General features: G+C 71.8%; 17 protein-coding genes and 1 pseudogene. 13 read left to right on the plus strand and 5 right to left on the minus strand.

All coding sequences use genetic code 11. The features are described 5' to 3' along the window. Positions 1-339 precede the first annotated feature (339 nt). Together AC3EUJ_RS31100 and AC3EUJ_RS31105 are read left to right on the plus strand one after the other, a co-directional pair. A complete protein-coding gene (locus tag AC3EUJ_RS31100; protein WP_431967254.1) occupies positions 340-891 on the plus strand; it encodes a beta-class carbonic anhydrase in 552 nt (183 codons plus the stop codon). Positions 892-1,113: 222 nt separating this feature from the next. Further along, entirely contained in the window at positions 1,114-1,971 is an 858-nt protein-coding gene (locus tag AC3EUJ_RS31105) for an acyl-CoA dehydrogenase family protein (RefSeq protein WP_431967256.1), read from the plus strand. On the opposite strand, the gene AC3EUJ_RS31110 is transcribed toward AC3EUJ_RS31105, so the two are convergent. Then, positions 1,929-2,618: a GntR family transcriptional regulator gene (locus AC3EUJ_RS31110; RefSeq protein WP_431967258.1), complete on the minus strand. Its 690-nt coding sequence runs from the start codon at positions 2,616-2,618 to the stop codon at positions 1,929-1,931. The genes AC3EUJ_RS31105 and AC3EUJ_RS31110 overlap by 43 nt on opposite strands. Positions 2,619-2,935: 317 nt before the next feature. Between AC3EUJ_RS31110 and AC3EUJ_RS31115 the strand changes: the two genes are divergently transcribed. From AC3EUJ_RS31115 to AC3EUJ_RS31150, 8 genes and pseudogenes are all read left to right on the plus strand, one after another. After that, complete coding sequence (locus AC3EUJ_RS31115) at positions 2,936-3,391, plus strand: NAD(P)H-dependent oxidoreductase subunit E (RefSeq protein WP_431967260.1); 456 nt, start codon at positions 2,936-2,938, stop codon at positions 3,389-3,391. After that, the gene (locus AC3EUJ_RS31120) at positions 3,391-5,004 is read left to right on the plus strand and encodes a formate dehydrogenase beta subunit (protein WP_431967301.1); all 1,614 of its coding nucleotides are present in this window, start codon (positions 3,391-3,393) and stop codon (positions 5,002-5,004) included. The genes AC3EUJ_RS31115 and AC3EUJ_RS31120 overlap by 1 nt, the downstream gene beginning before the upstream one ends. Continuing rightward, positions 5,001-7,829: a formate dehydrogenase subunit alpha gene (gene fdhF, locus AC3EUJ_RS31125; RefSeq protein ID WP_431967262.1), complete on the plus strand. Its 2,829-nt coding sequence runs from the start codon at positions 5,001-5,003 to the stop codon at positions 7,827-7,829. Before AC3EUJ_RS31120 ends, fdhF begins: the two co-directional genes overlap by 4 nt. A gap of 1 nt (position 7,830) precedes the next feature. After that, a complete protein-coding gene (locus AC3EUJ_RS31130; protein WP_431967264.1) occupies positions 7,831-8,043 on the plus strand; it encodes a formate dehydrogenase subunit delta in 213 nt (70 codons plus the stop codon). A gap of 361 nt (positions 8,044-8,404) precedes the next feature. After that, complete coding sequence (locus tag AC3EUJ_RS31135; protein WP_319137404.1) at positions 8,405-8,608, plus strand: cold-shock protein; 204 nt, start codon at positions 8,405-8,407, stop codon at positions 8,606-8,608. Between the two features lie 87 nt (positions 8,609-8,695). After that, positions 8,696-10,345, plus strand: coding sequence for a DEAD/DEAH box helicase (locus AC3EUJ_RS31140; protein ID WP_431967303.1), 1,650 nt, complete (start codon positions 8,696-8,698; stop codon positions 10,343-10,345). A 65-nt stretch (positions 10,346-10,410) separates the two neighbouring features. Further along, positions 10,411-11,043, plus strand: a pseudogene (locus tag AC3EUJ_RS31145) (PadR family transcriptional regulator); the annotation flags it as partial. Between the two features lie 776 nt (positions 11,044-11,819). Then, positions 11,820-13,238, plus strand: coding sequence for an OFA family MFS transporter (locus AC3EUJ_RS31150; RefSeq protein ID WP_431967266.1), 1,419 nt, complete (start codon positions 11,820-11,822; stop codon positions 13,236-13,238). Positions 13,239-13,498: 260 nt separating this feature from the next. On the opposite strand, the gene AC3EUJ_RS31155 is transcribed toward AC3EUJ_RS31150, so the two are convergent. The 3 genes from AC3EUJ_RS31155 to AC3EUJ_RS31165 form a co-directional block, all read right to left on the minus strand. Continuing rightward, positions 13,499-14,194: a GntR family transcriptional regulator gene (locus AC3EUJ_RS31155; protein ID WP_431967268.1), complete on the minus strand. Its 696-nt coding sequence runs from the start codon at positions 14,192-14,194 to the stop codon at positions 13,499-13,501. A 198-nt stretch (positions 14,195-14,392) separates the two neighbouring features. Beyond that, on the minus strand, positions 14,393-15,865 hold the full coding sequence (gene pntB / locus AC3EUJ_RS31160; RefSeq protein WP_431967270.1) for a Re/Si-specific NAD(P)(+) transhydrogenase subunit beta: 1,473 nt from the start codon (positions 15,863-15,865) through the stop codon (positions 14,393-14,395). Between the two features lie 6 nt (positions 15,866-15,871). Beyond that, entirely contained in the window at positions 15,872-17,416 is a 1,545-nt protein-coding gene (locus tag AC3EUJ_RS31165) for a Re/Si-specific NAD(P)(+) transhydrogenase subunit alpha (protein WP_431967272.1), read from the minus strand. A gap of 327 nt (positions 17,417-17,743) precedes the next feature. On the opposite strand from AC3EUJ_RS31165, the gene AC3EUJ_RS31170 reads away from it, so the two are divergent. Next, the gene (locus AC3EUJ_RS31170) at positions 17,744-18,757 is read left to right on the plus strand and encodes a 2-dehydropantoate 2-reductase (protein ID WP_431967274.1); all 1,014 of its coding nucleotides are present in this window, start codon (positions 17,744-17,746) and stop codon (positions 18,755-18,757) included. A 338-nt stretch (positions 18,758-19,095) separates the two neighbouring features. Further along, the gene (locus tag AC3EUJ_RS31175) at positions 19,096-20,028 is read left to right on the plus strand and encodes a LysR family transcriptional regulator (protein ID WP_431967276.1); all 933 of its coding nucleotides are present in this window, start codon (positions 19,096-19,098) and stop codon (positions 20,026-20,028) included. Here AC3EUJ_RS31175 and AC3EUJ_RS31180 read toward each other — a convergent pair. Next, complete coding sequence (locus tag AC3EUJ_RS31180) at positions 20,021-21,640, minus strand: FadD7 family fatty acid--CoA ligase (RefSeq protein WP_431967278.1); 1,620 nt, start codon at positions 21,638-21,640, stop codon at positions 20,021-20,023. The two genes, AC3EUJ_RS31175 and AC3EUJ_RS31180, sit on opposite strands and share 8 nt — an antisense overlap. 258 nt (positions 21,641-21,898) lie before the next feature. On the opposite strand from AC3EUJ_RS31180, the gene oxc reads away from it, so the two are divergent. Next, complete coding sequence (oxc, locus tag AC3EUJ_RS31185) at positions 21,899-23,650, plus strand: oxalyl-CoA decarboxylase (RefSeq protein ID WP_431967280.1); 1,752 nt, start codon at positions 21,899-21,901, stop codon at positions 23,648-23,650. Positions 23,651-23,691 lie beyond the last annotated feature (41 nt).

Genomic DNA, 23,691 nt, shown 5'->3' on the forward strand with positions numbered 1-23,691 from the left:
CATCGGCGAAGATGAGTTGCCGGAGCTCAAGGCACAGGGAGTGATCTGACCATGACCGCGGACCACGCGCACCGCCCCGCCGGCGGCGACACGACCCGGCGGTGCGACCCGCCCCCGTACGGGTGGCGCACGGAGCGTGGCCCCTCGGCGCGGCGGCCCCTGCCGCCGTACCGGGGCCGCTGCTCGCTGCGGTCGGGCCTGCGTTGATTCACCCCGTCTATCGACCGTCGGGAGGACGCGGGAGCGGCAGGAGCCGCCGTGGTCCGCCCCGGACCGGCCGCTCGCGTGGATGATCGGAGCACGCGGACGACCGCACCAGCAAAGGAGCGCACCGGAGTCATGTCGACGTCAACGTACGGTTCCGCACCGCCCGGCGGCAGCGTCCCGGGCGGGGAGAAGGTCATCGACCGCCTCGTGGAGTCCAACCGCAAGTACGCCGCAGATTTCACCGATCCGGGCATGGGCGCCCGGCCGGTGCTCCAGGTGGCGGTGGTGGCCTGCATGGACGCCCGGATCGACCTGCACGCCGCCCTCGGCCTGGAACTGGGCGACTGCCACACCATTCGCAACGCCGGCGGCGTGGTCACCGATGACACCATCCGGTCGCTGACCATCAGCCAGCGCGCCCTGGGGACCCGCAGCGTGATACTGATCCACCACACCGGCTGCGGTCTGCAGACCCTCACCGAGGACTTCCGGCACGAGCTGGAGATGGAGGTCGGCCAGCGCCCCGCGTGGGCGGTGGAGGCCTTCCAGGACGTCGACCAGGACGTCCGGCAGTCGATGCAGCGGGTGCGCACGTCCCCCTTCCTGCCCCACACCGACGACGTCCGGGGATTTGTCTTCGACGTCACGACGGGGCTGCTGCGGGAGATCGACCCGCGAACCTGAGCCACCCGGGGCACCCCTGCCCCGTCGAGGACCTGCGCGCGGACCGGCGGACGGCAACCTGCCGGGAGACGCGAAACGGCTGCTCCCGGCGGCTGGTCCGCGCGCACGCCGGCGGGGCGGCCGGCGACCACGTACCCGCGTGCCCGGCCGCCCCGTCCGTCGCCGTGCCTGTTTCCGCTGCCCTGATGGCAGATCAGCAACCGTTCCCGAGGGGGTCACCTCGTGTCGTACCGCAACGCCTTCTCCCGTGTTCTGAGCGACGTCATCGCGCCCGGCGCCGAGCGGACCGGCAGGGAGGGAAGGTTTCCGCGCGGCGCGGTGATCGCCCTGGGAGAGGCGGGGCTGCTCGGGCTGACCGTCTCCGCCGACCTGGGCGGCGGTGGCCGGGGTCCGGCCGAGGCGGCCGAGGTCGTCGCGCGGATCGCCGGCACCTGCCCGGTGACCGCGGCCGTGCTGCAGTCCCACTACGCGGCGGTCGCCGTCATCGAGGCGTGCGGCAGCGCCTGGCTGCGCGGCGAGACGGCTGCCGGACGCCATCTCAGCAGCCTCGCCCTGGCGGACGCCGCGGACGCCGCGGACGCCGCGGACGCCGCGGACGCCGCGGACGCCGCGGACGCCGCGGACGGCGCCGCAGGCGCGACCGCGACCGCGACGCGCTCCGGTGAGGTGGTCGCGCTGCGCGCCCGCAAGCGCGAGGTGGTCGCGGCGGGGGAGGCCGACAGCTATGTCTGGTCGTCGCTGCCGCTCAGCGCCGCGGACGGGCTGACCCTGTGGCTGGTGCCCGCCCACGCGCCCGACCTGTTCGTCCCGGCCCGGCCGGACGGGGGAGGGCCGCACGGCAGCGCCACCTCGACGGTCCTCGCCGATCCGGTCCTCGTCCCCGCCGACGCGATGCTCGGCGAGGACGGCGCGGGGCACGACATCGTGCTGCGCACCGTGCTGCCGTGGCTGCTCGAACTGCGCGACGCCATGGGCGCCGCGGGCGTCCACCCGTCGGTCGAGGCCGCGGAGGCGGCCTCGTCGGTGGGCGGGGCGGCTCAGCTCAGCGCCGTCGCCCCCGCCGCGACCGCCTTGCGGTAGTCGCCGGTGCGTTCGGTGTGCTTGCGCATGATCTCGCCGGCGCGGTCGGCGTCGCCCTTGGCGATGGCCTTGATGAGCTGGGCGTGCTCGTTCCAGGCGTCCTTGCCGCGTGGCTTGGCGATGGGGGTGTAGTACCACCGCACCTTCCGGCTCACCTGCGAGATCAGTTCGGCCAGCACGGCGTTCGCGGCCATGGACGTGATGAAGGAGTGCAGGGCCGTGTTGGCCGTGACCAGGCGCTCCACGTCGCCGGTGGCGAGCGTTTCGACGCCTTCCCGCTGCAGTTCCCAGAGGTGTTCGACGTCCTCGGGCTTGGCGTTCTCGGCGGCGAGCCGGGCCGAGTACGTCTCCAGCACCGAGCGGACGCCGAGCAGTTGGGCGGCCTCCTCCTCGGTGGGGGAGTGCACGAAGGCGCCCTGGGCGGGGCGCAGGTCGACCCAGCCGTCGGTCTGCAGGCGCTGCAGGGCCTCGCGCACCGGCTGGCGGGAGACCCCTAGGTGCTCGGCGAGCTCGGCCTCGACCAGGTGCTGGCCCGGTGTGAGGGACCCGCTGATGATCAGCTCGATCAGGGCGTCGTACACGGCCTGGCGCAGTGGTGCCGGGCGGGCGACCCGCCGGGTCGCCGCGGCCGTCAGGGCCTCGCGCATGGTTCCCCCGTTCTGCCACCGAGCCTGTGGGCCGACGGCTTCGGACTGGTGGCCGCCGTGAGGGTCGCCGGCGGCGGGAACGCCCAGTATACAGGTTTTGGTATGCAACATGCCTTCGGCTGCGGCAAGCCGCCCGCGGATGCCGGTACTTGGGGAAAGTCTTGGCGTAGGATTCTGTATGCAGAAGTTTGTATGCGGTATCGTCGCCCGTGTACTGCCGGCCCCGTCGGGAAGGCGAAGCGGCTCTGTGACGATCCCGCGCCGGACTCCCTGACCTGGCGAAGGCGGAGTGGTCAATGACGATCGGCGGGAGTGACATGACGGTCGAAGACGTGGTCCGGACGGTTGTGGCTGATCACCGGGACCAGCGCGGTGCGCTGCTGCCGGTACTGCACGCCCTGCAGGCCGAGTTGGGCTGCGTGCCCGAAGAGGCGATACCGGCGCTCGCCGACGAGTTCAACCTCTCCAGGGCGGACGTCCACGGAGTGGTGACCTTCTACCACGACTTCCGCCGGGAGCCGGCGGGACGGACCACGGTGCGCATCTGCCGCGCCGAGGCGTGCCAGGCCCTCGGGTCCGACGCGCTGGTGGGCTACGCGCGGGAGGCGGGACTGGCCGTGGGGGAGACGACCCCGGACGGTTCGGTCACCGTCGAGCAGGTCTTCTGCCTCGGCAACTGCGCCCTGGGGCCCGCGGTCGAGGTCGACGGCCGGTTGTACGGACGAGTGGGCACGGCCCGGTTGGGCTCCATCCTCAAGGGGACTGCCGCATGATGAGGGAATCTTCCGACTCCACGGTGACCGTCTACGTCCCGCGGGACTCGGCGGCCAGATCGGTCGGTGCGGACGAGGTGGCGGACGCGCTGCGGCGCGCCGCGGCGGAGCGGGGGGCACCCGTCGAGGTGGTGCGCAACGGCTCCCGCGGCATGCTGTGGCTGGAGCCGCTGGTCGAGGTGGTCACCCCGGCCGGCCGCGTCGGGTACGGGCCGGTGGCCCCCTCGGACGTCGAGGGACTGCTGGCCGCGGGCATGCTCGAGGGTGCCGACCACCGGCTGCGCCTCGGCGTCGTCGACGAACTTCCCTGGCTGGCCCGCCAGACGCGGGTCACCTTCTCCCGGGTCGGGGTGACCGACCCCCTCTCGCCCGAGGACTACCTGCGCCACGGCGGCCTCGCCGGACTGCGCACGGCGCTGGGCATGACCCCCGCCGACGTCGTCACCGAGGTCACCGACTCCGGCCTGCGCGGCCGCGGCGGCGCCGGCTTCCCGGCCGGCATCAAGTGGAAGACCGTCCTGGACTGCGCCGACGAACTCAAGTTCGTCTGCTGCAACGCCGACGAGGGCGACAGCGGCACCTTCGCAGACCGCATGGTCATGGAGGGCGACCCCTTCATGCTCATCGAGGGCATGACGATCGCCGCGCACGCCGTCGGCGCGCGCGAGGGCTACCTCTACATCCGCTCCGAGTACCCCGACGCGGTGGCCACGATGCACGCGGCGATCGGCATCGCACGCGAGCGGGGGTGGCTCGGCGAGGGCATCCTCGGCTCCCCGCTCGACTTCGAGTTGCACGTCCGTGTCGGCGCCGGGGCGTACATCTGCGGCGAGGAGACCTCCATGCTGGAGAGCCTGGAGGGCAAGCGCGGCACCGTCCGCGCCAAGCCGCCGATCCCCGCGATCGAGGGCCTGTTCGGCAAGCCGACGGTCGTCAACAACGTCCTCACGCTCGCCACGGTGCCGGTCATCCTCGCCGAGGGCGCGAAGGCGTACCGGGAACTCGGCGTGGAACGCTCGCGCGGCACCCAGGTGTTCCAGCTCGGCGGCAACATCGCCCGCGGCGGGATCGTGGAGACCGCCTTCGGCGTGACGCTGCGCGAACTGGTCGAGGAGTACGGCGGTGGCACCTTCTCCGGGCGGCCGGTTCGCACGGTGCAGGTCGGCGGGCCGCTCGGCGCCTACCTGCCGACCTCGATGTTCGACCTGCCGATGGACTACGAGGCGTTCGCCGAGGCGGGCGCCATGCTTGGCCACGGCGGCGTCGTCGTGTTCGACGAGAGCGTCGACATGGCCGCCCAGGCCCGGTTCGCGATGGAGTTCTGCGCCGTGGAGTCCTGCGGCAAGTGCACACCCTGCCGGGTGGGATCGGTCCGCGGCGTCGAGACGATCGACAAGATCGTGGCCGGTCAGCAGCGCGACGAGAACCTGGCCCTGCTCGAGGACCTGTGCGAGTTGATGACCGACGGCTCCCTGTGCGCGATGGGCGGGCTCACGCCGATGCCCGTGCGCAGCGCCATCGCGCACTTCCCCGACGACTTCCTCGCCCGCGACCCCGGCCGGGCGATCCCCCGCACGCACGCCCATGGAGGCAGGACGGAGGGCACGGCATGACGCTCCTCAAGGAACCCGACTTCGGCACACCGGAGCGACCCGGACCGGCGACGGTCTCGGTGGAAGTGGACGGGATGCCGGTGACCGTGCCCGAGGGCACGTCGGTGATGCGTGCCGCGTCGCTCGCCGGCATCGACATTCCCAAGCTCTGCGCCACCGACAGCCTGGAGCCGTTCGGCTCCTGCCGGCTGTGCGTGGTGGAGATCGACGGACGGCGGGGCACCCCCGCGTCCTGCACCACACCCGTGGCGGACGGGATGAAGGTGAGCACCCAGACCCCGAAGGTGGCCAAGCTCCGCCAGGGCGTCATGGAGCTCTACATCTCCGACCACCCGCTGGACTGCCTCACCTGCCCGGCCAACGGCGACTGCGAGCTGCAGGACATGGCCGGCGCGGTCGGGCTGCGGCAGGTCCGCTACGGCTACGAGGGCGAGAACCACCTCGACGCCGGGAAGGACACCTCCAACCCCTACTTCGACTTCGACGCGTCCAAGTGCATCGTCTGCTCGCGCTGCGTCCGCGCCTGCGGCGAGGTCCAGGGCACCTTCGCGCTGACCATCGAGGGCCGCGGCTTCGACTCCAAGGTCTCGCCCGGGGCCGGCGAGTCCTTCATGGACTCCGAGTGCGTCTCCTGCGGCGCCTGCGTGCAGGCCTGCCCGACCTCGACGCTGCAGGAGAAGTCGGTGGTCGAGCTCGGCATGCCGACCCGCTCGGTGGTCACCACCTGCGCGTACTGCGGTGTCGGCTGCTCCTTCAAGGCCGAGCTGCGCGGCGACGAGCTGGTGCGGATGGTGCCGTACAAGGACGGCGGTGCCAACGAGGGCCACTCCTGCGTCAAGGGCCGCTTCGCCTTCGGCTACGCGACCCACCCCGACCGGGTGCTGAGGCCCATGGTGCGCGAGAAGATCACCGACCCGTGGCGCGAGGTCGAGTGGGACGAGGCGATCGGCACGGTCGCCCGCCGGATGCGCGAACTCCAGCAGACCTACGGGCCGGGTGCGATCGGCGCCATCACCTCCTCGCGGTGCACCAACGAAGAGGTGTACGTCGTCCAGAAGATGGTGCGCGCCGCCTTCGGCAACAACAACGTCGACACCTGCGCCCGGGTCTGCCACTCCCCGACGGGGTACGGGCTCAAGCAGACCTTCGGCGAGTCGGCCGGCACGCAGGACTTCCGGTCCGTGTCCGAGGCCGACGTCATCATGGTGATCGGGGCCAACCCCACCGACGGGCACCCGGTGTTCGCCTCGCGGATGAAGCGCCGGCTGCGCGAGGGCGCCAAGCTCATCGTCGTCGACCCGCGCCGCATCGACCTGGTGCGCTCCCCGCACATCCAGGCCGAGCACCACCTGCAGCTGCGGCCCGGCACCAACGTCGCCGTCGTCAACGCCATGGCGCACGTGGTGGTCACCGAGGGGCTGGTCGACCGGGCCTTCGTGGACGAGCGCTGCGAGGACTTCGACGAGTGGGCGCAGTTCATCGCCCGGCCGGAGAACAGCCCTGAGGTCACGGAGGAGCTCACCGGCGTGCCGGCCGCGGAACTGCGCGCGGCGGCACGGCTGTACGCCCAGGCCCCGAACGGCGCCATCTACTACGGGCTCGGCGTCACCGAGCACAGCCAGGGCTCCACCATGGTGATGGGCATGGCCAACCTCGCGATGGCCTGCGGCAACATCGGCCGCGACGGCGTCGGGGTGAACCCGCTGCGCGGTCAGAACAACGTCCAGGGCTCCTGCGACATGGGCTCGTTCCCGCACGAGCTGCCCGGCTACCGGCACGTCTCCGACGACGCCGTGCGCACCGTCTTCGAGAACCTGTGGGGCGGCACGCTTCTCGCCGAGCCCGGGCTGCGCATCCCGAACATGTTCGACGCGGCCATCGACGGGACTTTCCGCGGCCTGTTCGTGCACGGCGAGGACATCGCCCAGTCCGACCCCAACCTGGGGCACGTCACCGCCGCGCTCGAGGCCATGGAACTGGTCGTCGTGCAGGACCTGTTCCTCAACGAGACGGCGAAGTTCGCGCACGTCTTCCTGCCGGGCGCGTCCTTCCTCGAGAAGGACGGCACCTTCACCAACGCCGAGCGCCGCATCAACCGGGTGCGCGCGGTGATGAAGCCGAAGACCGGCAAGCACGAGTGGCAGATCGTCTCCGAGATCGCCACCGCCATGGGCCACCCCATGGCCTACGACCACCCCGGTCAGATCATGGACGAGATCGCCCAGGTCACACCGACCTTCACCGGTGTCTCCTTCCAGCTGCTCGACAAGCTGGGCAGCGTCCAGTGGCCGTGCAACGAGCAGGCCCCCGAGGGCACGCCCATCATGCACGTGGACGAGTTCGTGCGGGGCAAGGGCAAGTTCGTGGTCACCACCTTCGTGCCGACCGCCGAGCGCAGCACCCGGCGCTTCCCGCTGATCCTGACCACGGGACGGATCCTCAGCCAGTACAACGTCGGGGCGCAGACCCGCCGTACCGCCAACGTCGCCTGGCACCCGGAGGACGTGCTGGAGCTGCACCCCCACGATGCCGAGGTCCGCGGCATCGTGGACGGCGACAGGGTGACCCTGGCGAGCCGGGTGGGGGAGACGACGCTGAAGGCCGAGATCTCCGACCGGATGCCGCCCGGAGTCGTGTACACCACGTTCCACCACCCGGTGACCGGGGCCAACGTGGTGACCACGGAGAACTCCGACTGGGCGACCAACTGCCCGGAGTACAAGGTGACCGCGGTGCAGGTGGGGCTCGCCCGTCCGCGGCGGGCCGCGGACGGGGAACACGACCGCGGCCAGGAACGGGACGCCTTGCTGACGGTGGTGGACTGAGATGGCCGAAGCGATCCCGGCGGAGCGCCGGATGGCGAACGACATCGCGGCCAACCTCGTCCATCTGCCCGGAGACCGGGCGGCGGAGGCCGTCGCGGGGCACATCGGCAGGTTCTGGGACCCGCGCATGCGCACCCGGTTGTTCGCCTACGTCGACTCCGGTGCGGAAGGTCTGGACCCCCTCGTGGTCGAGGCGGTGAAACTGCTGCGCTGACGACGACGCGGAATCCCGGCCGGTCCAGGCCGGCCGGGGTCCGGAACACCGGGGAAGCACGGGGAGGCGCCCTGTCGTCGGAGTACGGCGGCGTGCCGGGCCTTCGTGACACCGGCGGGTGAGCGTTTCACGCTGCCCTTGAACACGTTGCGACCGGCGGCTCACCCTGCCCGTCCCCGTCCCCGTCCCCGTCCGGCCCCCGGGTCGGCGGGCCGCGGGCGGTCTGTGTTAGGGTGACAGGGATGCAGTTGTGGTACCCATAAAAACTATGTGCGCCTGACGGAATTCTTCTCCCGCAGGCGCATTATTTGTTCTCCGGACATTCCCCGGATGGGCCCTCTGCCTACAGAAGGAGAATGTCATGGCACAGGGAACCGTTAAGTGGTTCAACGCCGAAAAGGGTTTCGGCTTCATCGAGCAGGACGGCGGCGGCCCCGACGTCTTCGCCCACTACTCGAACATCGCCACCCAGGGCTTCCGTGAGCTCCTGGAGGGCCAGCGGGTGACCTTCGACGTCACGCAGGGCCAGAAGGGCCCGCAGGCGGAGAACATCGTCCCCGCCTGATCGCCGGACGCGTACCCGCTCACCGGGGTCCGCACCATCGTGGTGCGGACCCCGGTTTGCGCTGCTCCAGGAAGGCAAATGAACCGCATGTCCCGCAGGCCCCAGAAACCGAATCGGCGCGCGTCGTCGTCCGCCCCCTCCGCATCGCCGCCGAGGGAATTCCGGCTGCCGGAGAGCATGACACCCGCACTTCCCCCCGTCGACGAGTTCGCCGCTCTCGACATGCCCGCGGGTCTGCTGAAGACCCTCACCGCGCAGGGCGTGACCACCCCCTTCCCCATCCAGGCCGCGACGCTGCCCAACTCGCTCGCCGGCCGCGACCTGCTGGGCCGGGGCCGCACCGGCTCTGGCAAGACCCTCGCCTTCGGACTGGCACTGCTGGCCCGTACGGCGGGTCTGCGCGCGGAGCCCAAGGCGCCCCTCGCGCTCGTGCTGGTGCCCACCCGTGAGCTCGCCCAGCAGGTGACGGACGCGCTGACCCCGTACGCGACGGCGGTGAACCTCCGCATGGCCACCGTGGTCGGCGGACTGTCGATGGCCAAGCAGGCCGCCACGCTGCGGCGCGGCGTCGAGGTGCTGGTGGCCACCCCCGGCCGGCTCAACGACCTGGTGGAACACGGCGACTGCCTGCTCGGCAGCGTGGGCATCACGGTGCTGGACGAGGCCGACCAGATGACCGACATGGGCTTCCTGCCGCAGATCACCAGGCTGATCGAGCGCGTGCGGCCCGACGGGCAGCGGATGCTCTTCTCGGCCACCCTGGACGGCAACATCGACCGCCTGGTGCAGCGGTTCCTGACCGACCCCGTGGTGCACTCCGTGGACCCGTCCGCGGGGGCGGTGACCACCATGGAGCACCATGTGCTCCACGTCCTGGACGAGACCGACAAGAAGGCCGTCACCACGCGCATCGCGGCACGTGACGGCCGGGTCATCCTCTTCCTGGACACCAAGCGGTCCGCCGACCGGCTCGCCAAGCGGCTGCTGGCCGTCGGTGTCCGCGCCGCGGCACTGCACGGAGGGCGGTCCCAGCCGCAGCGCAACCGGACCCTGGAGCAGTTCAAGAACGGCCAGGTGACGGCGCTGGTCGCCACGAACGTCGCCGCCCGCGGCATACACATCGACGACCTCGACCTCGTCGTGAACGTCGATCCCCCCACCGACCACAAGGACTACCTCCACCGCGGCGGCCGCACGGCCCGCGCCGGCGGCTCCGGCAGGGTGGTCACGCTGGTCCTGCCCGACCAGAAACGGGACGTCACCCGGCTCATGTCGGACGCGGGCGTCCGTCCCCGCACGGCCCGCATCCAGTCGGGTGCCGCGGAGCTGACCACCATCACCGGCGCCCGTGAGCCGTCGGGCATCGCCGTCACCATCGAGCTGCCCCAGCCGCCGGTCACGCCGAGGACGCCCGAGAACGGCGGGCGGCCCGCTCGCCGGCGCCGCGGTGGCGGCAACGGCGGGGCCGCGACGGCGACGGGCACCGCCGCCGGAACCGGTGGCCGGGGTCCGGACCGCCGGGCCGCTGCCGGGACGGCGGCGACCGGTGGCGCCCGCCGCGCGGGTTCGCGCGGGGCGGCGAATGGCGCGGGCGGTATGGGCGGCCGGGGATCCGACCGCCGGGGCGCGGCCGGTGCCGCCACCGGCAATGGTTCCGGTGCGGGGACCCGCGGCGGCGGACGGCGGCCGGCGGCCGGCACCGAGGGCCGCGGCGGCCGCCGCAACTCCGCGGGCTGACCGGACAGGGGGACGGGCGCGGGCCGCGTGCGGGGCCCTGCGCCGGTCCGCCTAACCTGGACGGCATGTCAGCGATCCGTCTCCTCGTCCTGGGCGCGGTCCGCCAGCACGGGCGGGCCCACGGCTACCAGGTGCGCAACGACCTGGAGTACTGGGGCGCGCACGAGTGGTCCAACGCCAAGCCCGGCTCGATCTACCACGCCCTGAAGCAGATGGCGAAGCAGGGACTGCTGCACGCCCACGAGGTCGCCCCGTCGACGGCCGGCGGCCCGCCCCGCACCGAGTACGAGATCACGGACGAGGGGACCGAGGAGTTCCGGCGCCTGCTGCACGAGTCGCTGGTGGCCTACGACCAGAAGATGGACCTCCTGTCCGCGGCCATCGGTTTCATCGTCGATCTGCGCCGGGACGAGGCGCTGGAGCTGCTTCGGGAGCGGATCCGCAGGATCGGCGAGTGGCGGACCGCCGTCACCGAGCACTACATCCCGGAGGACGGCCCGGGTCGGCTCGGCCACATCGGCGAGATCATGAACCTCTGGGTGCACACGGCCGACTCCGACGCCGCATGGACCCGGGGGCTCATCGAGCGGATCGAGGGCGGCGCGTACACCTTCGCGGGGGAGGGCGAGCCGTTCGTCGGCGTTCTCGCGCAGGGCGAGGAGAACCCGTACGCGACGGGGGAACCCCGTCCCGGCGACACCCACTGCTGGCTGGGCACGGCGGTCCAGTGGAACCCGATGTCCCGGACCGCGACGGCGGTACGCGACCTGTTCGGCGGCCCCGGTGGCGAGCCCGGTCATGTCTGGGCCGCCGTGGCCTGGCCACTGGCCCTGCTGGCGGTGTTCCTCCCGCTGGCGGTACGGCGGTTCGGGCGCCTGAGCGCTTAGCGGTGGCGGTCGCGGGACGGCCGGGCGGACTCGAGCCGTCCCCTGCCGTCCCGCGCGAGGTCGCCGGCTTCCTTACCGGCCCTTTACCCACGCTCGGCCCTGCTCGCCGCGCGAAGGCAACGGGTGCCGCAGGCAACCATTCGGCGGGCGGTGGAGGTTACTTCGCTGACCAGGCAGAACGCTCCCTGGAGCAAGTCGAGTTCGCCGTCCGGACGGGCGTGGAGCGGGTGCGACCGGTTGGTAATGCACTGGTCAATCTTCCCGTCGTCCCCTGGACACCTCGATTTGCAGATCCATACCGTATGCAATCTCCAGTATGGAGAATCGCGCCGACCAGCTGAGTGTTCGCCTCGACATCCCTGAGCACGGCCGAATCGTCGTGTCCGAGGGACGTACCACCGTGTCACCCGCCTGCGCGCTGTCACGGTCCGGGTTGCCGCCCTGGACCCCCAGTCGCCCGGACGACGTACCACCGGGCCCGGCCATGCCGGGCCGAGCCGCAGGGATGGTCCCGCTCCACCCCTCCGCATGAAGAGAAAGGCCCAGGGGGCGCACGCCAGGTTCTTTTCACGCAAGGGAAGGCACCGATGTCAGCAACACCGCATGTGGCTCCCGGGCAGTACCGGCAAGTCACCGACGCGAACGGCCGCGTATACAGGGTCGGGGAGACCGACCGCTCCCTCCTCGGGAGGCCCCGGGCCTGGATGGTCTGGCTCCCCTGGATCTCGATGATGGGCGTCAGCGTCTACGAGTACGGCTACAGCTCCGCCGAGGCGGTGCTCGAGCACGCCCATGGATGGACCCTCACCGAGACGTTCTGGATCGCCAGCATCTGGGCGGTCTTCCAGGCGGGCGTCGCGTTCCCCGCGGGACGTCTGCGGGAGACCGGGGTCCTGCCGGCCAGGACGGCGATGCTCGCCGGAGCGGCCTTCTCCGGTCTGGGCTTCCTGGCTCTCTCGCACTTCGGGAACCCCTATCTGGTGATGGCCGGTTACTCGGTGCTGGGCGGCACGGGCGCCGGCCTGGTCTACGCGACCTGCATCAACATGGTCGGCAAGTGGTACCCCGACAACAAAGGCGCCCGCACCGGGTTCGTGAACGGCGGCTTCGCCTACGGAACCCTCCCGCTCATCTTCGTCTTCAACTACTGGTTCCACCCCGGCAACTTCCGGCTGGTCCTCGACCTGATCGCGCTGGGCATGGTGCTGATCGTCGCCGTCTGCGGCATGTTCTTCCGCGACCCGCCGAAGAGCTGGTGGCCGCACGACGTCGACCCGCTGAACCGGGGCGTGACCGAGGACGCGAGGCGGGTCGCCAAGCGACTGGCCAAGAACCCGCCCGCCAAGGGCCAGTTCACCCCGATGGAGGCGATCAGGACGGGGCAGCTCCCGCTGATGTGGTTCGCCCTGGTCTGCATCGGCGGCGTGTCGCTCTTCGGCATCAACTTCCAGGTCCCGTTCGCCAAGAGCCTGGGCTTCGGCCCGCTGGTCGCGGCCTCCTCGGCGGGTGTGCTCGCGGTGGTCAACGGCGTCGGCCGGGCCATCGTGGGCTGGCTGTCGGACTACCTGGGCCGGCGTCAGACGCTGGTCCTGGTCCTGGTGGTGGCGGGCCTGGCGCAGTTCGGCGTGCTGTGGTCGGGCCAGGCGCACAACGAGCCCCTGTTCCTGATCTTCGCGTTCCTCAACGGTTTCGGCGGAGGGGCGTTCTACCCACTGTTCGCCGCGCTCACGCCGGACTACTTCGGCGAGAACAACAATGCGCAGAACTACGGCCTGGTCTACAGCGCCAAGCTGGTCGGCGGTGTCGGCGGCGGTGGTCTGGCCGCCGGGGTGGTCGCCGCCTGGGGCTACACCGGCGCCTACACCCTGGCCGGGGGCATCGCCTTCCTCTCCGCGCTGATCACGCTGTTCCTGCGGCAGCCCGGCGCCCCCCGCCGCGGCGGCGACGGGAGCCCCGTGGCCCAGGTGGGCGGCCTCACCGCCTCCCCCGCGGAGGCGACCACCTGACGGCTGCGGTACCGGGGCCCCGCGAGGAGCCCCCATCGATCGTGCGCGGGCGATGAGGCCCGGCCCGGGGCGGCGGCAGTTCCGGACCGGGTGCCCGCGTCACGAGGCGGGGCCGGTCGGTGGGGTGCGCCCCCTGCTCCGCCCGGCCCCGCCCGCGTTCCCCCTGCCGCTTCTCCTCCCTGTTCCTCCCGCTCCCTCCCCCTCGACGACGGTCCGGGTGCCCGTGCACCCGGACCGTCGGGCATTCCCCGCGGCGGGGCTCAGGCCCTCCCGGCGTCGACGGCTGCGGCGATCTGTCTGCAGTAGAAGTCGGTGGTGTTCCGGGTGTGGCGGCGCATCAGTTCCTCGGAACGGTCCGCGTCGCCCAGGGCGATGGCCTCGATGATGGTGGCGTGCTCGTTCCAGGCGTCCTGGCCCCGGGGCCGGGCGATGGGCATGTAGTACCAGCGCACCCGGCGGTCGACCTGGAGGATCAGCTCGGCAAGGACGTGGTTGCGGGACAGTTCGGTGATGAAGCCGTGCAGCGCGGCGTTGGCCTCGACGATCCCGCGGGCGTCGTCCGCCGCCAGGGCGGTGATGCCCGCGTCCTGCAGTTCCCACAGCCGGACCACGTCCGCGTCCGTGGCGTGCAGCGCGGCGCCGTGCGCGGAGTGGGTCTCCAGCACGGCGCGGACACTGAGGAGCTGGGTGGCCTCCTCCTGCGTCGGGGCGTGGACGAAGGCGCCCTGCGCCGGGCGCAGGTCGACCCAGCCGTCGGTCTGCAGGCGTTGCAGCGCCTCGCGCACCGGCTGGCGGCTGACACCGAGGTGGTCGGCGAGTTCGGCCTCGACCAGGTGCTGGCCCGATCTGAGGGTGCCGTTGACGATCAGTTCGATCAGGGCCTCGTAGACGGCCTGGCGCAGCGGAGCCGGCCGGGTGACCCGGACGACGGTGGCCGCGGTACGTGTCTCGCGCATGAGCACCCCTGTCGGCTGAGTTCTTTGCACAGTGCCAAGAATACAGATTTTGGTATGCAATTCAGTCGCGAGGTTGAACAAGGCTTTGCCGGAAATCGGCCGTCGGCGTGCGGAGGCCCACGGCGGTCGCCGGCGCACAGCGGGCGGGGCGGGGGAAGCACGCGACCCCCGCCCCGCCCGCCATGGGCGTAATGCCCGTCAGGCCGGTGCGGGCTGCTGGTCGGTGCGCAGGCCCCGGGATGCCGCGGAACCGGGATCCGGCGTGCTCAGCGCGCGCAGAATGGCGTCCACGCTCTCCTTGGCGTCGCCGAAGAGCATGCTGCTGTTCTCGCGGAAGAACAGCGGGTTCTGCACCCCCGCGTACCCCGAGGACATGGAGCGCTTGAAGACGACGACGTTCTCCGCCTCCCACACCCGCAGCACCGGCATGCCGGCGATGGGGCTGGCCGGGTCCTCCTCCGCCGCCGGGTTGACGGTGTCGTTGGCGCCGATGACGAGCACCACCGTGGTGTCGCCGAAGTCGTCGTTGATCTCGTCCATCTCCAGCACGACGTCGTACGGCACCCTGGCCTCGGCCAGCAGCACGTTCATGTGCCCGGGCAGCCGGCCGGCCACCGGGTGGACGCCGAAGCGGACCTGTACCCCGCGTCGCCGCAGTGCCTGGGTCAGCTCCGCCACCGGGTGCTGCGCCTGGGCCACCGCCATGCCGTAGCCGGGGGTGATGATCACCGACGTGGCGTTCTCCAGCAGTTCGGCCGTCTCCTCCGCGGTGGTCTCACGGTGCTCGCCCTGTTCGACGTCGCCGCCCGTCGGCGCCGGGGCGCCGAAGCCCCCGGCGATCACCGAGAGGAAGGACCGGTTCATCGCCTTGCACATGATGTACGACAGGTAGGCGCCGGAGGAGCCGACGAGCGCACCCGTGACGATGAGCAGATTGTTGTCGAGCAGGAAGCCCGCCGCGGCGGCGGCCCAGCCCGAGTAGCTGTTGAGCATCGAGACGACGACCGGCATGTCACCGCCGCCGATCGAGACGACCAGGTGCCAGCCGAGTGCGAGTGCCAGGGCGGTGACGGCGATCATGAGCCCGAGGTTCGGGCTCACCGTGAACCACACCGTCAGGGCCACGAAGGCGGCGAGCGCCCCGAGGTTGAGGGCGTTCTTGCCGGGCAGCGTCAGCGGACGGGACTTGATCCGCGCCGACAGCTTCAGGAAGGCGACGATGGAGCCGGTGAAGGTGACCGCGCCGATGAAGATGCCGATGAACACCTCCGCGTGGTGGATGCCGAGCAGGTCGCCGGCGACCCGGGTCTGCGCGGCGCCGTCCGCCTCCACCTCGTAGTAGCTGTTCCAGCCGACCAGCACCGCGGCGAGGCCCACGAGGCTGTGCAGGACGGCGATGAGTTCCGGCATCCGGGTCATCTCGACCCGGCGCGCCCGCCACAGGCCGACGGCGCCGCCGACGGCCGTGGCGACGACGATCAGCCCGACGGCGCTGCCCGGGATGTCCCGTGCCGCGGCGACGACGGTGGCGATCAGCGCCAGCGCCATGCCGCCGATGCCGTACGCCACTCCGGCGCGGGAGGTGCGGTGTTGCGAGAGTCCGGCCAGGCTGAAGATGAACAGCAGCGCGGCGACGATGTCGGCGGCCTGGGCGGCCGTGGTTGTGTTCATCGATCCTCAGCCCTTCGAGAACATGCCGAGCATGCGGCGGGTGACGGCGAATCCTCCGAAGATGTTCACGGTGGTCAACATGATCGCCACGACCGACATCACGGTGACGGCCGGTCCGGCGTGGCCTATCTGCAGCAGTGCCCCGACCACCACGATCCCCGAGATTGCGTTGGTGACCGACATCAGCGGTGTGTGCAGGGCGTGGTGGACCTTTCCGATCACGTAGTAACCGATGACCACGGCCAGCGCGAACACCGTGAAGTTGCCCACGAGCTGGGCGGGGGAGAAGGCGATCACAAGGAACATGGCAAGCATGCCGAGCGCGATCAGACCGTAGCGCGCGGCGGGCGACAGACGTGGCTCCTTGGGCCGCGGTGCGGCCGCCACCGGCGCCGGGGCCTGCCCGGCGGGCGCCGCCGACACCTGGACGGGCGGTGGCGGCCAGGTCTTCTCGCCCTCCCGCACCACCGTGACGGACCGCTGCACGATGTCGTCGAAGTCGAGCGTCAGCCGCCCGTCCTTGCCGGGCGTCAGCAGCTTGAGCAGGTTGACGAGATTGGTCCCGTACAACTGCGACGCCTGGGCCGGCAGCCGGCCCGCCAGGTCGGTGTAGCCGATGATCGTCACGTCGTTGCCGGTGACGATCGCCTTCCCGCTGACCGTCCCCTCGACGTTGCCGCCCTGCGCCGCGGCCATGTCGACGATGACGCTGCCGGGCTTCATCGACGCCACGTCGGCCGCCGTGATCAGCCGGGGGGCGGGGCGGCCGGGGATCAGCGCGGTGGTGATGATGATGTCGACGTCCGCGGCCTGCTCGCTGTAGATCTCGGCCGCACGCCGGTCGTACTCCTCGGAGGTCGCCTTGGCGTAGCCGTCGCCGCTCGCCTCCTGTTCCACCTCGACGGCGAGGAACTCCCCGCCCAGGGAACGGACCTGGTCGGCGACCTCGGCCCGTGGGTCGGTGGCCCGGACCACCGCGCCGAGGCTGCCGGCCGCGCCGATCGCGGCGAGACCCGCCACTCCCGCGCCGGCCACCAGGACCTTGGCCGGGGGCACCTTGCCCGCCGCGGTGACCTGTCCGGTGAAGAAGCGCCCGAAGACGTGGGCCGCCTCGATCACCGCCCGGTACCCGGCGATGTTCGCCATCGAGCTGAGCACGTCCATCGACTGGGCCCGCGAGATGCGCGGGACGGCGTCCAGCGCCAGGACCGTGATCGGCCGTGCCGACAGTTCCTCGACGAGGCCGGGGTTGTGGGCCGGAGCGATCAGCCCGATGAGGGTCGCTCCGTCGCGCAGTTTCTCGATCTCCTCGTGCGAGGGGGCGTTGACCTTGAGGACCACGTCCGCCTGCCAGGCTTCGCCGACCCGCGCGCCCGCTTGGGCGTAGGCCTCGTCGGAGAAGCCGGAGGCGGCACCGGCCCCCGGTTCCACGACGACCTCGTAGCCGAGGCCGATGAGCCGGCGGACGCTGTCCGGTGTGACCGCCACTCGCGTCTCCCCGGCGGTGGACTCGGTGACGACACCGATCTGCTGAGGGGGTGAATCCGACATCGCTCTCCTTTTCCGTCGCTTCTGACCGACGTCACGGCTCGTCAGCCGAGCCGTCGTCCGCACTGCGTGTTCCCCGGCCCTGTGGCGCGGCCGTGCGCGCCCGGGACCGCGTGTGTGCGGCGAAGCGTTCCCCTGCTTCGTGCTCGGTCAACCTGTCCGGAGCGTGTGTGACCCGGTTCATGGCCCAGCGGGGCGCCGGGGACTGGATGCGGCGTGAGCCGGGACCCCGCCCGGTTCCGGGCGCCCGACTTCGTGTGAGGGGACTGTACATCCCAAGAGGGTACTGCATACAGTATCCACTCCCCCTTCGAATGGAGAGGAGTCGCCGTGAAAATCGCAGTCCTCGGAGCCGGTGCGATCGGCGCTTACGTGGGCGCGGCACTGCACCGTGGTGGCGCCGACGTCCACCTGATCGCCCGGGGTGAGCATCTTCAGGCGATACGCGCCCACGGAGTCCGGGTGAACAGCCCGCGCGGTGACTTCGTGGCCAAGCCCCACGCCACGGACGACCCGGAGGAGATCGGCCCCGTCGACTACGTCTTCCTGGGCCTGAAGGCACATTCCTACGCCACCTCCGGACCGCTGATCTCCCCGCTCCTCGGTGACAGGACCGCGGTGGTGGCCGGTCAGAACGGCATCCCCTGGTGGTACTTCCACGAGCTCGCCGGCCCCTACGAGGGGCGGCGGATCGAGGCGGTCGACCCCGGCGGCGCCACCAGCGCGGTGCTGGCGCCGGAACGCGCCATCGGCTGCGTCGTCTACCCCGCGACGGTCATCGAGGCCCCCGGCGTCATCCGGCACCTGGAGGGCACCCGGTTCTCCATCGGCGAGCCGGGCGGCGCGATCTCCGACCGGTGCTCGGAGCTGAGCGAGGCCATGATCGCCGGCGGCCTCAAGTGCCCGGTGGAGCCGAACCTGCGCGACGACATCTGGATCAAGCTGATGGGCAACGTCGCCTTCAACCCGATCAGCGCCCTCACCAGGGCGACGATGGTCGACATCTGCAAGCACCCGCACACCCGGCGGCTGGTCACCCAACTCATGGAGGAGACACTGGACATCGCGGCCAGGGTCGGCAGCACCCCCGACATCTCGATCGAGAAGCGGCTTCGGGGCGCCGAGGGGGTGGGACACCACAAGACCTCGATGCTCCAGGACCTCGAGGCCGGCAAGCAGCTGGAACTCGACGCCATCGTGACGGCCGTCGTGGAGATGGCCGACATCTCCGGGGCGGACGCCCCCAACCTGCGGGCGGTCCACGCCGCGACCGACCTGCTGGCGCGCGGCGTCACCGCGGCCCGGGACGACAGCGCCACCGCGCGGAGACCGGTCCCCGCCTGACCCGTCCCCCGCTCGTCACCCACCCGCTCCCGGGACACCCCGGGATCGCCGGCCCACCGCCGGACGAACCGCCGCAACACCTCCGGAGCCCGGCCCGTCGCGGCGACGGGACCGGGCCCCGGGGCAGGAGCCCGCACCGCATGCGCGGGCACGCACGAACGAGGGCCGCGATCCGGCTCGGTAGGCTCTGCCCGGTCACACCGCAACCGGCTCGTCCGCCGTCGGCCGCCCCTGGGACGTTCTCACCCCGGGGAGCTTCGACCGCCGGCACGGACGGTGTGGCGACTCCAGCGGGACGTGCCGGCGCGACCGCGGCCACAGGCAGAAAGGAGTCGTTCATGCTGTTCCGTCAGCTGGAGTACTTCGTGGCGGTCGCCAGGGAGCGGCACTTCGCCCGGGCGGCGGAGTCCTGCTACGTGTCGCAGCCCGCGCTCTCGGCGGCGATAGCCAAGCTCGAGCGGGAGCTGAACGTCACGCTGATCAACCGCGGGCACAACTACCAGGGCCTCACGCCCGAGGGCGAACGGCTGGTGGTCTGGGCCAAGCGGATCCTCGCCGAGCAGGAAGCCTTCAAGGCCGAGGTCGCCGCCGTCCAGTCGGGCATCACCGGCACACTGCGGCTGGGCACCGAACCCACCGCGTCCACCACCCTGGTCCTGCCCGTCGCCGCGTTCTGCGCGGCCCATCCGCTGGCCAAGGTCCAGGTCCGCTCCCGGCTGTCGACCACCGAGCTCCACCGCCAGCTCCTCGCGTTCGAGCTGGACGCCGCCATCGCGCACTTCGCCCCGCACGACCGGGAGAACCTGCAGGTGATGCCGCTGTACGAGGAGCGGTACATGCTGCTCGCCTCCAGCGACCAGCTGCTGCCGCAGACCGACACCATGAAGTGGGCGGACGCTGCCACGATGCCGCTCGCCCTGCTGACTCCCGACATGAGGATCCGCCAGGTCATCGACGACGCGTTCGCCGAGAGCGGGGTCGTGGTGACCCCGCAGGTCGAGACGGACTCGGTGGCCGCCCTCTACGCCAGCGTCGGCGCCGGCGCGTGCGCCAGCATCGTCCCGCACACCTGGCTGCGCGCGATGCCGCCGCTCGGCCGGATGCGCGCCGTCCGCCTGGTCGAGCCGGACGCCAGGGCCAAGGTCTCGGTCGCGATCCACGCCGCGACCCCGGGTTCGGTCGCGGCGCGGGCGTTCATGAACGCCGCGGCCGGGCTGTCGCTGGACGAGTTCTTCGACGAGCCGCTGCCGGCGGAGCACCGCGTCAGGTGAGCCCGGGCCACACGGGGTCCCGCGCGTACAGCAGGTCCACCGCCGCCCGGTCCAGCCCTCCCTTCGCCGTGTGCGGGAGCGAGGCGACGATGCGGATGCGGTCGGGGACCTCGAAGGAGGCCAGACGGCCGCGGCAGTACCGAAGCACCTCCTCGGCCCCTGGCGCCTCGGCCCCGGACAGCACCACGGCGGCACCGACCCGCTGCCCGTACGTCGCGTCGGGCACGGCGAACACGGCGGCCTCGGCCACCCCCGGACACCCGGCGAGCACGTCCTCGACGTGCTCGGGCACCACCTTCTCGCCCCCGCGGACGATGAGGTTCTTCAGCCGCCCGGTGAGGAACAGGTCGCCGTCCTCGCCGAGCACGCCCAGGTCGCCGGTGCGGAACCAGCCGTCGGCGAAGCCGTGCGCGGTCTCGGCGGGGTTGCCCAGGTAGCCGCGGGCCACCGGGGGACCGTGCACCCACACCTCGCCCACGCCGCCGGGCGGGCACGGCTTCCCGTCCGGGTCCAGGACCCGCAGCTCCAGGCCGGCCGGCCGGCCGGCCGAACCGTGCTTGAGCGACCCGTGCCGCGGCAGCGGCTCGCTGGTCGCCTGGTGCGCGGACTCGGTCATGCCGTACGCCGACAGCAGGGGTGCGCCGAGGGCGCGTTCGAGCGCCCGCTGGGTGGCCGTGTTGAGCGGGGCGCTGCTGCTGCGCAGGAACCGCAGCGCCGGCACCCGCGGGCCCGTGAGATCCGTCGCCGCCCGCTCCAGGAGGACCTCGTGGATGGTGGGGACCGCGGTGAACCACGTGGCACCCGCCGCCCGCATGTCGTCCCAGAAGGTGTGCGCCGAGAACCGCCCGTGCGCGGGCAGCAGCACGCAGCCACCGCTCGCCAGCGTGGACAGCAGCGTGGCGAACAGCCCGTGCCCGTGGAAGAACGGCATCGCCGCGACCGTCGCGTCGCCGGGCCCCAGCTCGTACGTGGCGCAGACGCCGCGGACGGAGGCGGCCACGTTGCCGTGCGTCAGCGGGACCATCTTCGCCCGGTCGGTGGTCCCCGCGGTGAACAGCACCAGGGCGTCCTGCGCGGTGAGTTCACCGGCAGCGCCCCGCGCGGCGGCCGGCGCGCCGGCGTCCGTCGCCAGCGCGGCCATCGCCCTGCCGGCGGCGGAGAGGTCCACCCGCACCGTCCACGCCGGGACACCGCTCCCCACGGCCGGCGGCGGGGCGCCGCCCGCGGCCGGGCCCAGCAGCACGGCCCGTACCCCCAGCGCCTCCAGCCGGGCCGACATCTGCGACTCGGGCAGCGCGGGGTCCACGGGTGCGACCACAAGACCGGCCCGCGCCCCGCCCAGCAACGCCACCACGAACTCGGCGGTGTTCGCGCTGACCAGGCCCACCGCGTCCCCTGGGCACAGCCCCCCGGCGGTCAGCTGACCGGCCACCGCGTCGGCCAGCTCGTCCAGGGCGCGGTAGGAGACCTCCGCGCGGTCCGCGCCGGCGATCAGTGCCGGGGCCTGCGGACGCCCCCTGGCATGCCGGTCGAGGAGATCGGTGAGGCCCGTGACCACGGGCGGCCGGTAACGGTCGGGGTCGCGCACCGATGCAGCGGCCGGAACGGCCATGGCCGCACCTCCTCGCGCCTGGAATCTCTGATGAACCGTCCTCAGCGAGACTGCGCGGGGCGCCGGGCACGCGTCCAATACGCACTGGCGAACGGTCGATAGCGGAGGTCTATCAACCCACCTCGACGCCCCTGTGGCGTGCGTCGATAAACGCCGTTTATCGGCTGGTCGCCGATAGGTCTTGGACGCGGCGGAGCCGGCTGCCGATCGTGAGAGGAGCAGCCGCACGCATGACTTGCCCAAGGAGGACCTCGGACCATGACCGCCCCCTCACCACTGGAGACCGCGGCGAACGCCGACGCACCGGCCGAGCTCACCGACGGGTACCACCTGGTCGTCGACGCGCTCAAGATGAACGACGTCGACACCATCTACGGGGTGGTCGGCATCCCGATCACGGATCTCGCACGGCTCGCCCAGGCGCAGGGCATCCGTTACATCGGCTTCCGCCACGAGAGCAACGCGGGACACGCCGCGGCGGCGGCCGGCTACCTCACCAAGAAGCCCGGCATCTGCCTGACGGTATCGGCGCCCGGCTTCCTCAACGGACTGGTGGCGCTCGCGAACGCCACCACCAACTGCTTCCCGATGGTGCAGATCTCCGGCTCCAGTGAGCGCCACCTCGTCGACCTCAAGCAGGGCGACTACGAAGAGATGGACCAGCTCGCCGCCGCGCAGCCGTTCTGCAAGGCCGCGTACCGCATCAGCCGGGTCGAGGACATCGGCCGCGGTATCGCCCGCGCCCTGCGCACCGCGGTCTCCGGGCGCCCCGGCGGTGTCTACCTCGACATCCCCGCCGCGGTGCTCGGTTCCATCATGGACGCCGGGGAGGGCGCGAAGACGCTGAGCCGTCTCGTCGACCCGGCTCCGCGCCAGCTGCCCGCCCCGGAGGCGGTGGACCGCGCGATCGAGCTGCTGGCCGGCGCGCAGCGACCGCTGATCGTCCTGGGCAAGGGCGCCGCCTACGCCCAGGCGGACGCGCGGATCCGCGAGTTCGTCGAGTCCACCGGCATCCCCTACGTGCCGATGTCCATGGCGAAGGGCCTGCTGCCCGACGACCACCCGCAGTCCGCGGCCACCGCCCGCTCGCTGGCGCTGAAGAAGGCCGACGTGGTCATGCTGGTCGGCGCGCGCCTGAACTGGCTGCTGGGCCACGGCGAGGCGCCGCAGTGGAACCCCGACGCGAAGTTCGTCCAGGTGGACATCGAGGCGAGGGAGATGGACAGCAACCAGCCCATCGCCGCCCCGCTCGTCGGTGACATCGAGTCGGTCGTCGAGGCCCTCGTCGAGCGGACCAAGCCGGGCCGGATCGCGGCCCCCGCCGCCTGGCGCGAGGAACTGGGCGCGCGCTCGGCGCGGAACGTCGCCAAGATGGCCGAGCGGCTCAAGGCCGACCCGCACCCCATGCAGTTCATGGGCGCCCTGAAGGCGGTACGCGACGTCATCCACCGCAACCCCGACATCTACCTCGTCAACGAGGGCGCCAACGCGCTCGACATCGCGCGCAACGTGATCGACATGCACGTGCCGCGGCACCGCATCGACAGTGGCACCTGGGGCGTCATGGGCATCGGCATGGGCTACGCCATCGCCGCCGCTGTCGAGAGCGGGGCACCGGTCGTGGCCGTGGAGGGCGACAGCGCCTTCGGGTTCAGCGGGATGGAGATCGAGACGATCTGCCGCTACAAGCTGCCCGTCGTCACGGTCATCATGAACAACGGCGGCGTCTACCGCGGCGACGACGTCAACCCCTACGACGAGGCGCCGTCCCCGACGACGCTGATGTCCGCGGCCCGCCACGACATGATGTTCGAGGCGTTCGGCGGCAAGGGCTACCGCGCGACCACCCCCGCCGAGGTCACCGCCGCCCTCACCGAGGCGCTCGCCTCGGGCGGCCCTGCCCTCATCGACTGCGTGATCGACCCCTCGGCAGGCACCGAGAGCGGCCACATCTCCCACCTCAACCCCAAGGGCATCACCGTCGGCAACATCGTGCCGGCCAAGAAGTGACGTCCGCGTACGGCGATCTCCCGTACCCCGAAGCACCGTTC

The organism is Actinacidiphila sp. bgisy160 (assembly GCF_057707815.1).

Bases quoted from the DNA above. Each gene is read 5' to 3' on its own strand.
- AC3EUJ_RS31100 (WP_431967254.1), top strand. From the start codon at position 340: ATGTCGACGTCAACGTACGGTTCCGCACCGCCCGGCGGCAGCGTCCCG.
- AC3EUJ_RS31110 (WP_431967258.1), bottom strand. From the start codon at position 2,618: ATGCGCGAGGCCCTGACGGCCGCGGCGACCCGGCGGGTCGCCCGCCCG.
- AC3EUJ_RS31115 (WP_431967260.1), top strand. From the start codon at position 2,936: ATGACGGTCGAAGACGTGGTCCGGACGGTTGTGGCTGATCACCGGGAC.
- AC3EUJ_RS31120 (WP_431967301.1), top strand. From the start codon at position 3,391: ATGAGGGAATCTTCCGACTCCACGGTGACCGTCTACGTCCCGCGGGAC.
- fdhF (WP_431967262.1), top strand. From the start codon at position 5,001: ATGACGCTCCTCAAGGAACCCGACTTCGGCACACCGGAGCGACCCGGA.
- AC3EUJ_RS31130 (WP_431967264.1), top strand. From the start codon at position 7,831: ATGGCCGAAGCGATCCCGGCGGAGCGCCGGATGGCGAACGACATCGCG.
- AC3EUJ_RS31135 (WP_319137404.1), top strand. From the start codon at position 8,405: ATGGCACAGGGAACCGTTAAGTGGTTCAACGCCGAAAAGGGTTTCGGC.
- AC3EUJ_RS31140 (WP_431967303.1), top strand. From the start codon at position 8,696: ATGTCCCGCAGGCCCCAGAAACCGAATCGGCGCGCGTCGTCGTCCGCC.
- AC3EUJ_RS31150 (WP_431967266.1), top strand. From the start codon at position 11,820: ATGTCAGCAACACCGCATGTGGCTCCCGGGCAGTACCGGCAAGTCACC.
- AC3EUJ_RS31155 (WP_431967268.1), bottom strand. From the start codon at position 14,194: ATGCGCGAGACACGTACCGCGGCCACCGTCGTCCGGGTCACCCGGCCG.
- pntB (WP_431967270.1), bottom strand. From the start codon at position 15,865: ATGAACACAACCACGGCCGCCCAGGCCGCCGACATCGTCGCCGCGCTG.
- AC3EUJ_RS31165 (WP_431967272.1), bottom strand. From the start codon at position 17,416: ATGTCGGATTCACCCCCTCAGCAGATCGGTGTCGTCACCGAGTCCACC.
- AC3EUJ_RS31175 (WP_431967276.1), top strand. From the start codon at position 19,096: ATGCTGTTCCGTCAGCTGGAGTACTTCGTGGCGGTCGCCAGGGAGCGG.
- AC3EUJ_RS31180 (WP_431967278.1), bottom strand. From the start codon at position 21,640: ATGGCCGTTCCGGCCGCTGCATCGGTGCGCGACCCCGACCGTTACCGG.
- oxc (WP_431967280.1), top strand. From the start codon at position 21,899: ATGACCGCCCCCTCACCACTGGAGACCGCGGCGAACGCCGACGCACCG.